The organism is Shimia sp., assembly GCF_022448905.1.
In the GTDB taxonomy this organism is placed as follows: Bacteria; Pseudomonadota; Alphaproteobacteria; order Rhodobacterales; family Rhodobacteraceae; genus Shimia.
In genome coordinates, this window is record NZ_JAKVCW010000003.1 from 1 (window position 1) to 16,233 (window position 16,233).

General features: G+C 58.0%; 16 protein-coding genes. 8 read left to right on the forward strand and 8 right to left on the reverse strand.

The window, feature by feature from the left end; translation table 11 throughout:
• Positions 1 to 97 precede the first annotated feature (97 nt).
• The 4 genes from MK208_RS03930 to MK208_RS03945 all read right to left on the reverse strand — a co-directional run bounded on the left by MK208_RS03930 (position 98) and on the right by MK208_RS03945 (position 4,322).
• Positions 98 to 253, reverse strand: coding sequence for a hypothetical protein (locus MK208_RS03930; protein WP_294114128.1), 156 nt, complete (start codon positions 251 to 253; stop codon positions 98 to 100).
• Between the two features lie 160 nt (positions 254 to 413).
• Positions 414 to 2,129 (reverse strand): methionine--tRNA ligase, encoded by a 1,716-nt coding sequence (gene metG / locus MK208_RS03935; protein WP_294114131.1) that lies wholly within the window; start codon positions 2,127 to 2,129, stop codon positions 414 to 416.
• A 123-nt stretch (positions 2,130 to 2,252) separates the two neighbouring features.
• Positions 2,253 to 3,512, reverse strand: a complete 1,260-nt coding sequence (locus tag MK208_RS03940; protein WP_294114132.1) for an MFS transporter — start codon at positions 3,510 to 3,512, stop codon at positions 2,253 to 2,255.
• A 72-nt stretch (positions 3,513 to 3,584) separates the two neighbouring features.
• Entirely contained in the window at positions 3,585 to 4,322 is a 738-nt protein-coding gene (locus MK208_RS03945) for an SDR family NAD(P)-dependent oxidoreductase (RefSeq protein ID WP_294114134.1), read from the reverse strand.
• A 72-nt stretch (positions 4,323 to 4,394) separates the two neighbouring features.
• Between MK208_RS03945 and MK208_RS03950 the strand changes: the two genes are divergently transcribed.
• Positions 4,395 to 5,015, forward strand: a complete 621-nt coding sequence (locus MK208_RS03950) for a TetR/AcrR family transcriptional regulator (RefSeq protein WP_294114137.1) — start codon at positions 4,395 to 4,397, stop codon at positions 5,013 to 5,015.
• Here MK208_RS03950 and MK208_RS03955 read toward each other — a convergent pair.
• Complete coding sequence (locus MK208_RS03955) at positions 4,986 to 5,603, reverse strand: hypothetical protein (RefSeq protein ID WP_294114139.1); 618 nt, start codon at positions 5,601 to 5,603, stop codon at positions 4,986 to 4,988. The two genes, MK208_RS03950 and MK208_RS03955, sit on opposite strands and share 30 nt — an antisense overlap.
• A gap of 98 nt (positions 5,604 to 5,701) precedes the next feature.
• Here MK208_RS03955 and speB point away from each other — a divergent pair, with 98 nt between their 5' ends.
• From speB to MK208_RS03970, 3 genes are all read left to right on the forward strand, one after another.
• Positions 5,702 to 6,661, forward strand: coding sequence for an agmatinase (gene speB, locus MK208_RS03960; RefSeq protein ID WP_294114141.1), 960 nt, complete (start codon positions 5,702 to 5,704; stop codon positions 6,659 to 6,661).
• A 136-nt stretch (positions 6,662 to 6,797) separates the two neighbouring features.
• Positions 6,798 to 7,841: an aldo/keto reductase gene (locus MK208_RS03965; protein ID WP_294114143.1), complete on the forward strand. Its 1,044-nt coding sequence runs from the start codon at positions 6,798 to 6,800 to the stop codon at positions 7,839 to 7,841.
• A 16-nt stretch (positions 7,842 to 7,857) separates the two neighbouring features.
• Positions 7,858 to 8,361, forward strand: coding sequence for a hypothetical protein (locus MK208_RS03970; protein WP_294114144.1), 504 nt, complete (start codon positions 7,858 to 7,860; stop codon positions 8,359 to 8,361).
• A gap of 29 nt (positions 8,362 to 8,390) precedes the next feature.
• On the opposite strand, the gene MK208_RS03975 is transcribed toward MK208_RS03970, so the two are convergent.
• The 3 genes from MK208_RS03975 to MK208_RS03985 are packed head-to-tail and all read right to left on the reverse strand — an operon-like array spanning position 8,391 to position 11,509.
• On the reverse strand, positions 8,391 to 9,062 hold the full coding sequence (locus MK208_RS03975; protein WP_294114145.1) for a TadE/TadG family type IV pilus assembly protein: 672 nt from the start codon (positions 9,060 to 9,062) through the stop codon (positions 8,391 to 8,393).
• Between the two features lie 3 nt (positions 9,063 to 9,065).
• On the reverse strand, positions 9,066 to 9,611 hold the full coding sequence (locus MK208_RS03980) for a pilus assembly protein (RefSeq protein ID WP_294114146.1): 546 nt from the start codon (positions 9,609 to 9,611) through the stop codon (positions 9,066 to 9,068).
• On the reverse strand, positions 9,608 to 11,509 hold the full coding sequence (locus MK208_RS03985; protein WP_294114148.1) for a pilus assembly protein TadG-related protein: 1,902 nt from the start codon (positions 11,507 to 11,509) through the stop codon (positions 9,608 to 9,610). Before MK208_RS03985 ends, MK208_RS03980 begins: the two co-directional genes overlap by 4 nt.
• A gap of 328 nt (positions 11,510 to 11,837) precedes the next feature.
• On the opposite strand from MK208_RS03985, the gene MK208_RS03990 reads away from it, so the two are divergent.
• The 4 genes from MK208_RS03990 (at position 11,838) to MK208_RS04005 (ending at position 16,229) form a co-directional block, all read left to right on the forward strand.
• Entirely contained in the window at positions 11,838 to 13,268 is a 1,431-nt protein-coding gene (locus tag MK208_RS03990; protein ID WP_294114150.1) for a Glu/Leu/Phe/Val dehydrogenase, read from the forward strand.
• Positions 13,268 to 13,855 carry a DUF6151 family protein gene (locus tag MK208_RS03995; RefSeq protein WP_294114152.1) on the forward strand — a complete coding sequence of 196 codons (588 nt, stop codon included), beginning with the start codon at positions 13,268 to 13,270 and terminating at the stop codon, positions 13,853 to 13,855. Before MK208_RS03990 ends, MK208_RS03995 begins: the two co-directional genes overlap by 1 nt.
• Positions 13,856 to 13,959: 104 nt before the next feature.
• Positions 13,960 to 14,823, forward strand: a complete 864-nt coding sequence (locus tag MK208_RS04000; RefSeq protein ID WP_294114154.1) for a hypothetical protein — start codon at positions 13,960 to 13,962, stop codon at positions 14,821 to 14,823.
• A gap of 149 nt (positions 14,824 to 14,972) precedes the next feature.
• On the forward strand, positions 14,973 to 16,229 hold the full coding sequence (locus MK208_RS04005) for a sarcosine oxidase subunit beta family protein (RefSeq protein ID WP_294114157.1): 1,257 nt from the start codon (positions 14,973 to 14,975) through the stop codon (positions 16,227 to 16,229).
• The last annotated feature ends 4 nt before the right edge of the window (positions 16,230 to 16,233 follow it).

A 16,233-nucleotide genomic window follows, 5' to 3' on the forward strand; every position in this document is an offset into this window, starting at 1 on the left:
GAGACTTAAAATCTCTAGGCCGATTATGGCCGTGCCGGTTCGAGTCCGGCCGCGGGTACCAGTAACTATCTGATAGTTTGATGGAATTTTTGGTTGGTTAGGTCCGGGTTTCTCTGCCGGAAGCAATGCTGGCCACAATGAACCCCAGGATGAGCGCGACAAAGACGCTGATGCCCAACATCAGTAGGGACGCGGATACAACTGGAGGGAGCGCTTCAATAATGCTCCAGAATACGTTCAGGATGGCTTCCATGGATCGATCTCCTCTAAGTGCAATGCTTGGTGCACGTCTTCATCTTGACCAATGAGATAGCGTGAGTCGAGGGTTTCGACCTTGACCTTTGTCAGGGTGGTGGTTTTGGGGCCGAGATTGAAAGAAAACGGCGCGGCCGATTGACCGCGCTTTTTGGGGTTTAGCTCTCGCGTTTGCCTGCGAATTTCTCTTGCCACTCTTCGCGTTCATCGTCGCTTATCTTGCGGAAGGTGACATCCGGCACCGTGAAAGCGTGACCCGGTTGTAGCGTTTCCAGCGCGGCAGCCACATCGTCCGGCCAATTCGTGTCGTCAGACTGCATAGCTGCCATCAGGGTCGCAGAGGCATCCGGGATGAAAGGCGCTGAAATCACAGCGTAAATCCGGATCAGATTGAGAGCGAGGCGGATTTGCGCAGCGGCATTCTCCGGGTCTTCCTTGAAGGTGGACCATGGCGCTGCGGACTGCAGGTATTCGTTGCCAGCCACCCAGATTGCACGCAACTCCTGTGCCGATTTGCGGACTTCCATGGCGGTCATGTGCTCTTCGTAGGCGCGCATGCGGGTGGTCAGCTCAGCAATCAGCGCCTGTTCGGTTTCGCCCAGCTCGCCACCAGTTGGCACCTCTGCGCCAAATTTGGAGCGGCAGAACTTTGTGACACGGCTGACAAAGTTGCCAAGCACGTCGGCGAGGTCTTTGTTCACAGATTGCTGGAAGTTTTCCCAGGTGAACTCGCTGTCGGAGCTTTCCGGGGCATGGCTCAGGAGCCACCAGCGCCAGTAGTCGGACGGCAGGATTTCAAGTGCCTGGTCCATAAAGACGCCTCGGCCACGTGAGGTGGAAAATTGGCCGCCATCATAGTTCAAGTAGTTGAAAGATTTGATGTAATCCACCGCTTTCCAGGGTTCTTCAGAACCGAGGATTGTGGCCGGGAAGGACAGTGTGTGGAATGGGACGTTATCTTTGCCCATAAACTGGGTGTAGGTCACGTCGTCGGCACCTTTGTCAGTGCGCCACCAGCGCTCCCAGTCTGCGCCCTTGTCAGCCGCTACCCATTCTTGGGCGCAGGCGATGTATTCGATGGGGGCGTCAAACCAGACGTAGAAGACTTTGCCTTCCATGCCGGGCCAGTCTTCGCCGCCTTTCTTAACAGGCACACCCCAGTCCAGATCGCGGGTGATGCCGCGGTCTTGCAGGCCGTCGCCGTCGTTTAGCCATTTGTTGGCGATCGAGGTGGTCAGCACGGGCCAATCGGTCTTGCTGTCGATCCAGGCCTGCAATTTGTCGCGCATTTGCGACTGGCACAGGAACAGGTGTTTGGTCTCACGCTCTTCCAGATCGGTGGAGCCAGAGATGGTGGAATAGGGGTTGATCAGATCGGTGGGATCGAGCTGTTTGGTGCAGTTGTCACACTGATCGCCGCGCGCACTTTCAAAACCGCAGTTGGGGCAGGTGCCTTCGATGTAGCGGTCCGGGAGAAAACGGCCATCGGCGTTGGAATATACCATCTTTTCAGACACTTCACGGATCAGGCCCATGTCGGCTAAGCGGCCGGCGAAGTGTTGAGTCAGCGCGTGGTTTTCCGGGCTGGATGAGCGGCCGTAGTGGTCAAACGACAGGCGGAAGCCTTCGGCAATTTCCGACTGCACAGCGTGCATTTCAGCGCAGTAATCGGCAACATCTTTACCCGCTTTTGCGGCGGCCAGCTCAGCGGGCGTGCCGTGTTCATCGGTGGCGCAGAGGAACAGAACTTCGTGGCCGCGTGCGCGCATATAGCGGGCGAACAGATCGGCGGGCAGCTGGCTGCCAACGAGATTGCCGAGGTGTTTGATGCCGTTGATATACGGCAAGGCCGAGGTGATCAGATGGCGCGCCATGTGGGTGTCCCTTAACTGTTTCAAACCCCATTAGCCCAAAGAGTAGGCCAGTTCCACAGGCGAATTTCCACGTCGGTATCGCGTCTGTATCACCACTGTATCGCGGAGGTGCAAATCTGGCGGCTATTTGCCCTCGTTTGGAGGCGTTTCCTCTGTGCGATTGGGCTTCTCACGCTGACGTTTTGTGATGCGCCCCACCGTGAAAGAGGTGCGCGGGGCATAGACGTATCGGGTGCGGTGTTCTGCCGTTGGTCGCGCCAACATGCGGGTCAGGCCAAACACAATCAGAAGCGCGTGGCCAACTGCAATCATGATGAAAAGCGCGGGCGGGCCAAACCGTTCGATCAGGCCGGAGGCAAACAGCGGCGTGCCGATGGCGCCGACCGCAAAGAAGAACATGAGTGCGGCGGAGAGTTCAACGCGTTCTTCAGATGTGGCAAAGTCATTGGCGTGGGCGGCGGAGACCGAGTAGATCGGGAAAGACGTAAAGCCAAAGAAGGCCGCATTGAGCATGATCATTGTGGTGCTGCCAGCGCCCATGGCGACGGTTGTGCCGCAAGACACCACGGCGGCGGCGGAGAGCCAGATCAGTACCCAACGGCGGTCGAATTTGTCGGCGAGCCAACCAACCGGATATTGCGCGATGGCTCCGCCGAGCACAAAGGCGGCAAGGAACCACGCAATTTGACCAACCTGAAGCCCGACTTCGGTGCCATAGACCGGTCCCACCATGCGGAAGGAGGCGGAGCTAAGGGCCGCGACAATCACGCCAGCAACCGCCAACGGTGAGCGCGCGTAAGCCAAGCTGGGGCGCAAGCGCGGAGCGTTTGGCGTTTTGGGTTGCGGGGATGTGGTCAGAGTGATCGGCAAAAGAGCTGCGCAGCACAGTAGGGCGAGCAGGTTGTAAGACACATAGGACGCCGGTTCCAAAACGCTGATCACCAACTGGGCACCGAGGGAGGCGATCATGTCGACCACGCGATAGGTACCCATGGCGCGGCCACGGGTTTCGTTGGTCACTTTGGATTGCAGCCAGGCTTCGACCACAGTGAAACAGCCCGCCACGCAGAGACCGGAGGCCACTCGCATCAGCGCCCAGGCATAGGGGTCGACGATGATGAAGTGGCCAAGTAACCCAATCGCGCCCATGGCGGTGAAGGTGGCAAAGGCGCGGGAGTGACCGACGCTTCCCATCAGACGTGGTGACCACCAACAGCCAATGAAGAAGCCTAGAAAATGTGCTGAGCCCAACAGGCCGATCTGCTCTGTGGTGAAGTTCAGTGCGATGCCGGAGAGCGCATCCAATGGCCCCACGCCCCCGGAGCTGAGTTGTAAGAGTATGACCGAGAGGAATAGGGCCGAGAAAGTGATGATCATGCGCATGGGGGCAGCATGGCGGTTTGCGGCGTGATGACTAGTGGGAATTCGACTTGTGCGTGTCGTTTTTGCGCGTGGCTATCGCAAAATGCGTGCCGCCAAAGCTGGGCTGACCCGGTTGATGCCGCGCAGCAAGCGAGCTTTGCCGATCCAGGTTTCCGTCTTTTGATCCACCAGTCCACGTAGGATTTGTGTGGCAACTTTTTCCGGGCTGTCTTTGCCTGTGCCACGTCCCGCGGTCATGGGGGTGTCCACCAGCGCGGGTAGGACTTCGTTCACCAGCAGCTGCGGGATGGCATCGGCGCATTGATAGCGCAGAGCTCGCAAGTAGTGACGCAATCCCGCTTTGGTGGCGCAGTATGTGGGTGCGTCGCGCTTTGGCGCCAGAGCTAGCGACGAAGTGATGGCGGAAACAAAGGGTTTGGGGTGCTGTGCCAGAGTGGGCAGTAGAGCGCTTGTGAGATGCACAGGCGCTTGCAGATTAAGCGCAAGTTCCAACTCGGATTGACGAGGATGTTTGGCGAGGCCTTCCGGAATGTTTTGGGAAAATTGGACGCCAGCCGCGTGGATGATGCCGGAGATATGGTAGCTTTGGATCTGCGCCAGTAAGGCCTCACGCCCGTCGGCATGTGACAGATCTGCCGGAATTTTCTTCAACGTGTCAGAGGGTGCCCCTGTTAGGCGCTCAAGCGCCTCTGTGCTGCGACCGGTGGCAACAACCAAGGCACCAGCTTCGGTGAGGGCGTGGGTTAAGGCGCGGCCGATGCCACCTGTGGCGCCAGTGATCAGGATGCTGTGGTGAGCGAAGTAGGGCATGCTAAAGCCTTGTGTTGTTATATGTTTCCGTCAATATGTGAGTTATTACTCGTATTTTGGACTCGCTTTGCTATGACGATGAAGGTTTCCCTGCAACCGACTGCAAATCCACGCAAAAAGCCGCGTCAGGCGCGGGCGCAGGCCACTGTGGATGCGATTTTGCAGGCCTCGGCTCACATTTTGGTGGCGCAGGGTTTTGAAGGCTTCAATACCAATGCGGTGGCGGAGCGGGCGGGGGTATCCGTGGGCTCGCTGTATCAGTATTTCCCCAACAAGGAGGCGATCGTTTCTGAGATGGTGCGGGCCAAGCGGACGCGGTTGTTGAACGGGTTGCAGGCTGCGGAGGTGGCGCATCGAGACAGTGATCTGCGCGGGGCTTTGGCGGCGTTGGTGGCGGCCACCATTGCGCATCAGAAAGGCTGGCCGCAGTTGTCGCAAGCCTTGGACCGTGCAGCGGCTTTGGTGCCTTTGTCGGAAGAGGGCGCAGCGCTGACGGCTGCAATTTTGGATGTGTTGCGACGGGTGTTGCGACGTCACGGTATGGCGAATGTGGAGGTAGCGGCTTTGGATTTGCTAGCGCTGTGTCGCGGTATGATTGATGGTGCTTTGCTGCGGGGGGAAACGGACACGGATGCCTTGCAGGCGCGTGTCATGCGTGCGGCGTCAGGCTATCTCGGCATCACTGTCCCGTAGGCTCAGTTTGGGGGTATCGGGCAGGCCGCTGAGCTGCCAGCTTTGCGGCGGGGCGCTGCGGGCGCGCAGGCGGGTGAGGGACCAGGTGTCGCTGTCACCGCGGTGATCCGGTGCCATGTGCCAGCGGCTTTCGATGCCCTGTGCGCCGCCGTCTCCGGGGGTCAGGATAAGCCCCAAAGGTGCCATGCCACTGGCCTTGGCGCCGGTTTCGGCGGCGAGGTGCAGACGGCGTACCGGGGTGAGCGCGGGCGGGCCGGGCAGGTCGGCCACCACCAAGGGCACGGTTCCGGCGCGCAGAACCTCCTCCATGGTCCAGAGCACCTCTTCGGGGCGGCGCGGGCTGACAAAGGTCACGCTGCCGGGGTTGAGGAAGGGCGCCATGCCGGCGGGGTTGAGCGGGGCCGCGCCCCAATCCGGGGCAATCCAGAACAGCGGGCCTTTGGCCTGATGCGCCAGCCACAGCGCAAAGCTGTAGCGCGCCGGGCCGCAGGCTTCATGCAGGCGGGCCAGAGTTAGGGCCACCTCGGGCAAGGGGGTAAGGGCATCTGCTGGGCGGGAGGGCGCGCGTTTGAGGAGATGTGTGGCCATGGGGGTAGATTAGCACGTTCCTCTTTTGTTCTCAATATCGGGAATGCTTTACGGCGGGGCAAAAATCCGTCACCGTCGCAGCAAACAGGGAGATGATGATGGCAGGACATGGCTATGAGGGCGGGCGGCTGGATTTGCCGTTTGTGGGGATTTCGACCTTTGGCAAGCGGCCGTATCAGCCGGATTGGGCGGCGATTGAGGCCGATGTGGCGGTGATGGGCGCGCCGTTTGATTTTGGCACACAATGGCGCAGCGGGGCGCGGTTTGGGCCACGGGCGGTGCGCGAAGCCTCAACGCTATTCAGCTTTGGCCATGCCGGGGCCTATGACCATGAGGATGACGCCACCTATCTGCCCGGCGAGGTGCGGATTGTGGATATTGGGGATGCCGACATCGTGCATACCGACACGCTCAAAAGCCACGCCAATATCGAGGCCGGGGTGCGGGCGATGCTGAAGGCGGGGGCATTGCCGGTCACCATTGGTGGGGATCATTCGATCAACATCCCCTGCATCAACGCGTTTGACGATCAGGGGCCAATCCACATTTTGCAGATCGACGCGCATCTGGATTTTGTCGATGAGCGCCATGGGGTGCGCTTTGGTCATGGCAACCCGATGCGACGGGCGGCGGAGAAGGACTATGTCACCGGTCTGACGCAGGTGGGCATTCGCAACGTCAGTTCGACCGCCAAAGAAGGCTATGAAGATGCCCGGGCGATGGGCAGCGATATCCTCAGCGTGCGGCAGGCGCGCAAGCTGGGGGCAGAAGCGCTGGTCAACCGCATTCCGGAGGGCGCGCGGGTTTATGTGACAGTAGATATTGACGCGTTTTGCCCGTCGATAGCGCCGGGCACGGGAACGCCAAGCCATGGCGGGTTCCTGTATTACGACGTGTTAGAGATGATGCAGGCGCTGGCCAAGCGACACGCGGTGGTGGGCATCGACCTTGTCGAAGTGGCGCCGGACTATGATCCCACAGGCTCCACCGCCATTTTGGCGGCGCAGCTTTTGCTCAACACTCTGGGATTTATCTTCCACGCGCGAGGCGCGCGCTGATCCAAGTCTTCTCCTTCCAAAAATATCCCGGGGGAGACTTGGCGCAGCCAAGCGGGGGCTGGCCCCCGTGATCCGCTTGCGATCAACGCCACAGTCCCTAGGTTAGGCGCAATGATTTGCGACAGGATGAGCTTCCATGAAAATGAACCCTTTGGGCCGCACCGGCATCGAGGTGTCCGAGTTTTGCCTCGGCACCATGACTTTTGGCACGCAAACAGGTGAGGCGGAGGCGCATCAGCAGATTGATATGTCGCTGGACGCGGGCATCAATTTTGTCGATGCGGCGGAGATGTATCCGGTGAATCCGATCAGCCCGGAAACCCAGGGGCGTACCGAAGAAATCATCGGCACCTGGTTTGCCAAAACCGGGCGGCGTGAAGACATGGTGCTGGCGACGAAACATTCCGGTGCAGGGTTGGCGCATGTGCGGGACGGGGCGCTGATTTCGGCCAAGACCATTCCCGAAGCGATTGAAGGGTCTCTCAAGCGCTTACAGACCGAATACATCGATCTCTATCAGTTCCACTGGCCCAACCGCGGATCTTACATGTTCCGGCAAAACTGGGATTTCGATCCATCAGGGCAAAACAAGGCGGACACGCTGGCGCATATGGAAGAGGCGCTGGAGGTGTTGCAGAAAGAGGTTGATAAGGGGCGCATTCGGGCCTTTGGCCTGTCCAACGAAAGCACATGGGGCACAGCACAGTGGGTGCGGATGTCTGAGGTTAAAGGCGGTCCACGGGTGGCCTCGATCCAGAATGAATATTCCCTGTTGTGCCGGATGGCGGATACCGATTTGGCAGAACTTTGCGTCAATGAGGATGTTGGCATCCTGGCGTTTTCGCCGCTGGCCACTGGTCTGTTGACCGGCAAGTATCAGAATGGCGTGACGCCGGACGGGTCGCGAAAGGCGATCAATGGCGATCTTGGCGGGCGGGTGAGCCTTCGGGTATTTGATGCGGTGCAGGCCTATCTGGATATTGCCGACAAACACGGATTGGACTCGGTGCATATGGCGATGGCCTTCACGGTGCAGCGGCCGTTTATGTGTTCGTCGATCTTTGGCGCCACCACGGTGGATCAGCTAGAACGAATTTTGGCGGGGGCCGATTTGCGGCTCAGCGCAGAAGTGCTTAAAGACATCAGCGCCGCGCATCGCGCGCATCCGATGCCGTATTAACTCCGTCAGGACAGACATGACCACGCAAGACACTTCGGACCTCCCAGAGGTTCTGGCCACCATCACCGCTTCCCCCATGCGCCGCCTGTTTGGCATGGCAACGCTGTTCTTGCTGGGGGGCGTGTTGATCTACATCGCGCTGACCACGACGCCGGCATGGCATTGGCGGCTGTTCTTGCTGGTCATTGGCGGTTTGACGCTGTGGTTGGCCGAGGCGACGCGGCGGGCCACCGAGCACAGTATCGAGCTGACGCGCGACGGTATGCGCAGCACCTCCGGCGAAGAGATTGCCACGCTGGACGATATTGCCGCCATTCGGCGTGGTATGTTTGACCTCAAGCCATCCAATGGCTTTACCGTGCATCTCAAAAAGCCCCGGTCGCGCAGATGGCAACCGGGGCTTTGGTGGGCGTTTGGCCGTCGGGTGGGCATTGGCGGCGTCACGCCCGGGTCTGAAGCCAAATCCATGGCCCAGATCATTGAGGCGCTGCTGGTGGAACGGGGCCAAACCGAGGGGTAAAGGCTCCGCCTTGCAGCAACGCCCCGGTCTTAGCTGTTGCTCCAGGCCAATTGCGGCGCAAAGCGGGGGCGGGTGAACACAAAGGTGCTGATTTCCATGTTCAGCGGATTTGCGTCTGGGGAGAGAACGCGCTCGGTCATTGCATCACCATTTTGATCCAAAACAGGGTCGCCGTTCCCATCCAAGACGGGCGCGTCAACGTGCGTGCCATTCCATCCTGCCAGGATTGGCGGGGAGTACTGGGCCGATGTTTCAACAACAATCAAGCTTTCTCCGTGCACCAGTACGGGCAACTTGTCCTTCATCGCCTCAAACTCGGATGCGGTGATGCCGCTGCCGCCGTCATTGCTGTGAGACCAAGCCAAAACAAGCTCTCCAGACCCGTTACTTTGTTCGCTCCAGTAAACATGGCTCACAGTCAGGTCGTGACCGCTGCGCACCGTGGACATTTGCTCCAGGACCGCATGCGCGCCGTCGATGTAGTTTGCATCTACGGCCATCGTTTCACGAGACAGCATATCGGACACAGCAAAGGCCGCCTTCTCGGTTGTCGATTTGGCGCGATAGGCGTCAAAAATGTTCATCATGACGAACAGAGCAAACAGCAAGGTTGGGAAGATCAGCGCAGTTTCCACAGCGACGGAGCCAGTGGAATCTTTACGAAACGTCGCAAGAGCTTGGCGTGGGTTAAATATCGACATGGATCAACGAGGCTCCTGAACAAAGGTGTTTTCGACAACCAGGGCGTATTCCCCTTCGCTGTTACGAACCGCAACTGGCACAAACAATGCACCTGGGAAAATGGCCCGAACGGAAGCACAGGCGCGTAGATACATCAGCTCATTGGCCGCGCCATCGTCAAACCGCACCACGGGGTCAACGTCCGCGTCATCCTCGTGCAAAGAGCCACATGTGCTGGCTGCGGGGACCGCTTCCCAATTGCGTGGGTCGCGTTGGAACATCTGAAGGGACAGATTGTTTGTACAGTCAGGAATAACGCTGGCCTCATCACAAATCTGTTGGACGAGATCGTCATGTGACGGAACATTTCCGGTGGAGAGACGGATGTCACGCACAGCCACGTCCAGGGACCTTTCCAGGTAGGCGTAACGGAGTGACATCAAGCCAAGTTCCGCCGAGGCAAGAAACACACCGAGATAGAACGGCACCATGATGACAAAGTCGACCGTGACTGCACCGTCTTCCTTGCGGAGGATCGCGCGGGCTTTTTTGAGAACCGAATGGATCATTGGATCAACCTCAGCTGACGGATGGAAGTTGCAATGGCAGCGAAGGCGTCGCGGATTTCGAGCCCCTGCACATCGAAGTAGTGGCTGTCAGAGCTCGCGCAGTCCTGCAGCACCACGCGTGCGGCGTTTGGCGCCTCAAAGCCGATGGTGTAAACGATGATGCCGTTGTCTTTGGCGGCTTCACAGACACTGCGGGTGCGGGCGTCTTTGGTGCCATAGCCAACATCGTCAATGACCGGATAGTACCAGGCGCTGCGCGCAGCATCTTGGCCCATCAGTGGAGCGTAGAGCACATCGGCCACGTATTTTGGCGTGGTCCGCGCCCAAAGATCGGCATAAGAAATCACTTCGGCTTCGCCAGGCTCGCTTACGGTGATGGTCTTCTTGATTTTCTTATAGCGTTTACAGGTGCCGTTCTTGCGATAGGACTTACAAATGTCGCTGTTGACTTTTTCGGTCACCTCATAAGTGCCTTCACCGTAGGCGTGATTGCGGAACACACCATCATCTGGCCAGAAGTAAATTGGCTCATCCGTGATACCGTCGTTGTCGTCGTCTCCTTCGTCCTGGCCGAGATACAGGGAATAGAAATCTTCCTGCTCGTTGTACCAGACGTTGGAGTTGCCCAAGCGGTAGTTGTCGTTCACATAGTGTTGACGGGTGTTTTGGCCATCCGACATCAGAACTACGATTTTGAGGGACTCATTGCTGCCGTAGTCGTAAGGGCGTCCCTCAAAAACATTGGAAATTGAACCGCTGTCGCTGGCAGTGCTGTCGATCATGCTGGACACAACCGGTTGGAAGGCAGGGTCAAGAAGGGCGGTGCCCCATTTCATGCCGGTGTCGATCGAGGTGTTGCCGCTGCCGAACATGTTGTCAATGTAGGTCTTCAACGCGTCCGTGTCGTTTTGAATGAGCGTCAGCTCGCGAGAGCTCTCGGCGCGACAATCCGTGTAAGCGTTCACGTCAACATGGCCATTGCTGGGGCGGCGGTCATAGCTGCTGCTGCTCCAGGTGGCGTGCAGGGTTTGGTCGTACTCGCGATAGGGATCGATGAAGGCTTCGTTGTAGTCCGCTGCATGGAAGTTCAGACAGTTGGCCAGCGGGTTTTCACCGTTGGTCGTCAGAGCGTTCATCAACTCGTCCGGTGTGGCGACCTGCGCCGCGTAAGGCACAATGGAAATCGACATGGTGTCGTCTTCCGTGGTGTCATCCATGGTTTGGACAAACTCTTTGGCAGCCACTTTCAGATTGCTCAAGCGGCTGTTGTTGTTCATCGAACCGGAAACGTCGAGAACCAATGAAATTTCGATGTTGCCAATACGCTCTTCGGCGGTGCCGCTGGCGCCGATGGTCACACTGGTTCTTTCAGGCAGGCTGTTTTCTAGAGCCGTCACTTCCGCGGTGGTATAGCCACCTGCAATGTGATCTGGTTCGCCATCATAATCCGTGTCCATCGTTGGGGCAGGGGTTGAGGGGATCAGGGTTTTGAAGTCACGTCCAATTGTGCTGTAGACCAGATTGGACTCAATTTCTGCAGTTGCACTTACAGTCCGGTGATTGATCGATTGTGATACAGTCACCTCGTTAAGCGTATGAGCGACCCCCGCTTTGTCAAAGTAGTCTTCAACAACGTCTTGTGCTGGGCGGGTCTGGTCAAGATCTGCGGCAGCCAAAATGGCGCGGTCCAAAGTATGCTGGAGCTGTGTGCGGCGCATTTCCGCGAGCATGATATCAGCGCCGATGCCGCCGATCGTGATCATCATAATAATAAGAAAAACGCTGAAGCCAACCATGACACCGTCTTCTTCCTTGCGGAAACGGTGCGCGCCGAGCCGCCAAAGTGCTTTTGGCCGCGGCGTTACAGGTGGCCGGTGCGGTGCCTGAAACTGTTTCATTTTACATACCTCTCTGCGACGCACCCGTCATGGGACTCCCCGCCTCCAGACGGTCTGCGTCGCAAATCTTATTTCAATGGATTGGGGCGTAATTGGGGCAAAAGCTGGCAGTTCGTTAGGCAAAGATTAAGATTTTTGTCAATTATTGCAGTCGGTTGGAGACAGTTTGGCGCGTAGGGGGGCTTCTGTTTCCGTAGCGGCAACGACAGCAACTCAGAGTGTTGCGCATTTTCATCTGTTATCTTTGGTGGCGTTATGACCTTACTCATACTTAAGTCGGTAAGTGTGGCAGTGAGTCGCAGTGTGTTGCTTGTCTGGAGGAAAGTTGATGAGCGCTATTAAGGAACCGAGTTTTCGGGAAAGTGTTGACCTGATGTTCAATCGCGCGGTGGCGCTGATGGACTTGCCCCCGGGATTGGAGGAGAAGATCCGGGTGTGTAATGCGACTTACACCGTGCGTTTTGGTGTTCGTTTGCGCGGCCAGATCCAGACCTTTACCGGTTATCGCTCGGTTCACTCAGAACACATGGAGCCTGTGAAAGGTGGTATCCGCTTTGCCCCAAGTGTGAACCAAAACGAGGTCGAGGCGCTGGCGGCACTGATGACCTACAAATGTGCGCTGGTGGAAGCGCCGTTTGGCGGCTCTAAAGGCGGCCTTTGCATTGATCCACGCAAATATGATGAACATGAGCTGGAGCGCATCACCCGTCGGTTTGCCTATGAACTTGCCAAGCGTGACCTGATCCACCCGTCCCAGAACGTGCCTGCGCCTGACATGGGCACCGGCGAGCGTGAGATGGCCTGGATTGCGGACCAATATGCCCGCATGAACACCACGGATATCAACGCGCGCGCGTGTGTGACCGGCAAGCCGCTGAACTCCGGTGGTATCTCTGGACGTGTCGAAGCGACCGGGCGTGGCGTGCAATATGCGCTGCAGGAGTTCTTCCGCGACGCGCGCGATGTGGAGAAGGCGGGCCTTGATGGCACGCTGGATGGCAAACGTGTGATTGTGCAGGGTTTGGGAAACGTGGGCTACCACGCTGCAAAGTTCTTGTCGGATGAAGACGGCTGTAAGGTTGTTGGCATCATCGAACGTGATGGAGCGCTCTTCAATGAGGATGGCATCGATGTCGACGCGGTGCAGCAGTGGCTGGCCAAACACGGTGGTGTGTCTGGTTATCCGGATGCGACCTATACCCGCGAAGGCGGCAAGATACTGGAAGAAGCCTGTGACATCCTCATTCCAGCGGCGCTGGAAGGGGTGATCAACATGGAGAACGCCGCGCGCATTCAGGCACCGTTGATCATTGAGGCTGCAAACGGTCCTGTCACGGCTGGTGCAGATGAGATCCTGCGCAAGAAAGGCACTGTGATCATTCCGGATATGTATGCCAACGCCGGCGGTGTGACCGTGTCCTACTTCGAGTGGGTCAAAAACCTCAGCCACATCCGCTTTGGACGGATGCAGCGGCGTCAGGAAGAAAGCCGTCACCAGTTGGTGGTGGATGAACTAGAGAAGATCAGCGCCGCGCTGGGCACCCAGTACAGTCTGACTGACAGTTTCAAACAGAAGTACCTGCGCGGTGCCGGAGAGCTGGAGCTCGTGCGCTCTGGTCTTGATGACACCATGCGCATTGCGTATCAATCTATGCGAGATGTGTGGCACGACCGTGCCGATGTAGAGGATTTGCGCACAGCGGCCTACCTCGTGTCGATTGACAAGGTGGCGTCCAGCTACCGTGCAAAAGGGCTTTGATGGGTGATATCGCGATCAGCTGCCGCTGTGGGCAGTTTGGTGCAAAGCTAAAGAATGTGAGCCCGAAAACGGGCTCACATGTGCAGTGTTACTGTAAAGATTGTCAGGCGGGCGCAATAGCGCTGGGTGCGGAAGACACGTTGATGCCACGCAATGGGTCGGACATTTATCAGACCATTCCCGCCAATCTGGAACTCGTCAAAGGCCAGGAGCATCTGGCCTGTCTGCGCCTGTCACCTAAAGGCTTGATGCGGTGGTATGCGAGTTGTTGTGATACGCCGGTGTTCAACACGCTGGGCGGCACCAAATTGGCCTTTGTCGGCGTGTCGGTGCCTGCGATGCGGGTTGACGCGATTGAAAAGACCATCGGCAAGGTGATTGCCGTGGTGCACACCAAAGACGCGCCGTTTGGCACCGAGCCCCTCAAGGACTACGGGTTTAACAAGGCGGGCTTCAACGTTTTGGCGCGGCATTTTGGGGCGCTGATGCGCGGGCAGGTGAAGGACAATCCTCTGTTTCAAGACGGTGCGCCGCTGGTGGAGCCGCGTGTGTTGACCAAGGCCGAACGCAAGGCCGCGACGCCCTAAGTGTTGCGCATGAGAGGCATCCCGCGCTTTTCTCGTTTTGAGTGATCCTTGGAGAGGCTGGTCGCGTACGCTGTATGGACCAAACATTTCGAGGATTTTCTGTGATGCGTTTTTTGACAGTTGCCGCGATGAGTGTCGCGGCTGGTGCAGCATCTGCTCAAGCGCCTGAGGGCTGGATCTTCAGCCTTGATGGCGCCTACCTGAACCAAGACAGCAGCGATACCAACGGCGGCGGGAGTTTCTCGGCGGACCGTGTGTACAGCCGCGTCGGCGCGTTCAATCGCAATCCGGGCGGGATCAGCTACGGCGTGTCTGCGACTTTTGGCCAGGCAGACTATGATTTTGTGGGAATGCCTGCGCTTTGGGACAAGGTAGACGAGCGTTCGGTGACAGTCTCCTTGGCGGGACGCACGGAACGCGGAATGCGTTGGTTTGTGGCCCCATCTGTGCGCAGCCGTTATGCCTCTGGTGCGTCGGCAAGTGATGGCCGAAGTGCCGGATTGTTTGCCGGTGTCAGCTGGGAGGTGGGCGACAATCTGGTGATTGGTCCGGCGCTTGGGGCATTTGAGGGGCTTGGCGGCGATGACTATGACGCCTTTCCAGCGCTGTTGCTGGACTGGCAGTTCGCAAATCGATGGAGCTTGAGTACTGGTCCGACACTCGGTGCCAGTCAGGGGCCGGGTCTGTCGTTGCGGTATGACGTGAGTGACACCTGGGGGCTGACCCTGTCTGCCCGGCAAGAGACCAACCGCTTTGCGCTTGCAGGGGGCAACGTGGGGCAGGACAAGAGCGTGCCCGTGGTGATGAGCCTGTCCTACGACCCGAACCCGGGCATGAGTTTTGTAGTGTTTGCCGGCGCGGAAGTGGACGGCAGTTTAGCGGTGGAAAACGCAACTGGAGCAACCCTGTCCAAGCAGAGCTATAATACGGCTCCGCTATTGGGCGTGGCGTTTTCTCTATCGTTTTGAGGGCTTAAGAGAGCCTGATTGCAATTGTGCGTTTAGCGACGCATTCTGTCGCTAAGCGACCATCCTCGCGTGTGTTTTTTGCGCCTGATGTCAGGAGGTCGTGTCGGATTTGAAGACACGCCTAGAGTGGGCATTCAGGAGGCAAAGAGATGCGGTTTTCCGGCCTCAAGGTTTTGGCACAGGGACTGTCCGGCAATAAAGGCTGGACCGCGCATTGGCGCGATGCGCAACCGAAGCCGGAATATGATATGGTGATTATTGGCGGTGGCGGACACGGTCTGTCGACGGCTTATTACCTCGCCAAAAACCATGGGATGACCAATATTGCGGTGCTCGAGAAGGGCTATCTGGGTGGTGGCAATGTGGGGCGCAACACCACGATTGTGCGCGCCAATTACTTCCTTCAGGGCAACAGCGAGTTTTACTCCCATTCGATGAAGCTCTGGGAAGGGCTGGAGCAGGAGCTGAACTACAATGTGATGTTCTCCCAGCGGGGATTGATCAATCTGTTCCACAGCGATGGGCAGCGCGATGCCTTTGCGCGGCGTGGCAATATGATGATTAATCAGGGGGACGATGCGCAGCTGCTGAGCCGAGAGGGCGTGCGCAAGATGCTGCCTTATCTCGATTTTGAGCAGGGGCGGTTTCCGATCTATGGCGGGTTGTACCATCCGCGCGGTGGCACGGCCCGGCATGATGCGGTGGCCTGGGGCTATGCGCGCGGGGCGTCAGATCGGGGTGTTGATCTGGTGCAGAACTGCGAAGTGACCGGCATCGACATTGAGGGCGGGGTTGTGAAAGGCGTGCAGACCACGCGCGGTGCGATCCGGGCTAAGAAGGTTGGGATTATTGTGGCTGGGCGGTCTGGTCTGGTGGCAGGCATGGCAGAGCGGCGCCTGCCAATCGAGAGCCATGTGTTGCAGGCCTTTGTGACCGAAGGGCTGAAGCCAGTGATTGATCATGTGATCAGTTTTGGCATGGGGCATTTTTATATCAGCCAGTCGGACAAGGGCGGCTTGGTGTTTGGTGGGGATCTGGATTTCTACAGTTCTTATGCGCAGCGCGGGAACTTGCCCATGAAAGAGCACGTCATGGAAGCGGGCATGACGCTGATGCCGATGATTGGCAAAGCCAAGGTGCTGCGCTCTTGGGGCGGGATCATGGATATGACGCCGGATGGCAGCCCGATCATTGACAAGATGGAGGGCATCGACGGGCTCTACATTGATTGCGGTTGGAACTACGGCGGGTTCAAAGCGGTTCCGGCTTCGGGCTGGTGCATGGCACATTTGATGGCGACGGATCAGCATCACGACTATGCGGCGAAATTCCGGATGGATCGGTTCCGCACGGGTGTTAGCATCATGGATGAAGAGGGCACCGGCTCTCAGCACAATCTGCATTGAGGGG

Bases quoted from the DNA above. Each gene is read 5' to 3' on its own strand.
- MK208_RS03945 (WP_294114134.1), bottom strand. From the start codon at position 4,322: ATGCCCTACTTCGCTCACCACAGCATCCTGATCACTGGCGCCACAGGT.
- MK208_RS03970 (WP_294114144.1), top strand. From the start codon at position 7,858: ATGACCACGCAAGACACTTCGGACCTCCCAGAGGTTCTGGCCACCATC.
- MK208_RS03990 (WP_294114150.1), top strand. From the start codon at position 11,838: ATGAGCGCTATTAAGGAACCGAGTTTTCGGGAAAGTGTTGACCTGATG.
- speB (WP_294114141.1), top strand. From the start codon at position 5,702: ATGGCAGGACATGGCTATGAGGGCGGGCGGCTGGATTTGCCGTTTGTG.
- MK208_RS03950 (WP_294114137.1), top strand. From the start codon at position 4,395: ATGACGATGAAGGTTTCCCTGCAACCGACTGCAAATCCACGCAAAAAG.
- MK208_RS03965 (WP_294114143.1), top strand. From the start codon at position 6,798: ATGAAAATGAACCCTTTGGGCCGCACCGGCATCGAGGTGTCCGAGTTT.
- MK208_RS03955 (WP_294114139.1), bottom strand. From the start codon at position 5,603: ATGGCCACACATCTCCTCAAACGCGCGCCCTCCCGCCCAGCAGATGCC.
- metG (WP_294114131.1), bottom strand. From the start codon at position 2,129: ATGGCGCGCCATCTGATCACCTCGGCCTTGCCGTATATCAACGGCATC.
- MK208_RS03975 (WP_294114145.1), bottom strand. From the start codon at position 9,062: ATGTCGATATTTAACCCACGCCAAGCTCTTGCGACGTTTCGTAAAGAT.
- MK208_RS04005 (WP_294114157.1), top strand. From the start codon at position 14,973: ATGCGGTTTTCCGGCCTCAAGGTTTTGGCACAGGGACTGTCCGGCAAT.
- MK208_RS03940 (WP_294114132.1), bottom strand. From the start codon at position 3,512: ATGCGCATGATCATCACTTTCTCGGCCCTATTCCTCTCGGTCATACTC.
- MK208_RS04000 (WP_294114154.1), top strand. From the start codon at position 13,960: ATGCGTTTTTTGACAGTTGCCGCGATGAGTGTCGCGGCTGGTGCAGCA.
- MK208_RS03930 (WP_294114128.1), bottom strand. From the start codon at position 253: ATGGAAGCCATCCTGAACGTATTCTGGAGCATTATTGAAGCGCTCCCT.
- MK208_RS03995 (WP_294114152.1), top strand. From the start codon at position 13,268: ATGGGTGATATCGCGATCAGCTGCCGCTGTGGGCAGTTTGGTGCAAAG.
- MK208_RS03985 (WP_294114148.1), bottom strand. From the start codon at position 11,509: ATGAAACAGTTTCAGGCACCGCACCGGCCACCTGTAACGCCGCGGCCA.
- MK208_RS03980 (WP_294114146.1), bottom strand. From the start codon at position 9,611: ATGATCCATTCGGTTCTCAAAAAAGCCCGCGCGATCCTCCGCAAGGAA.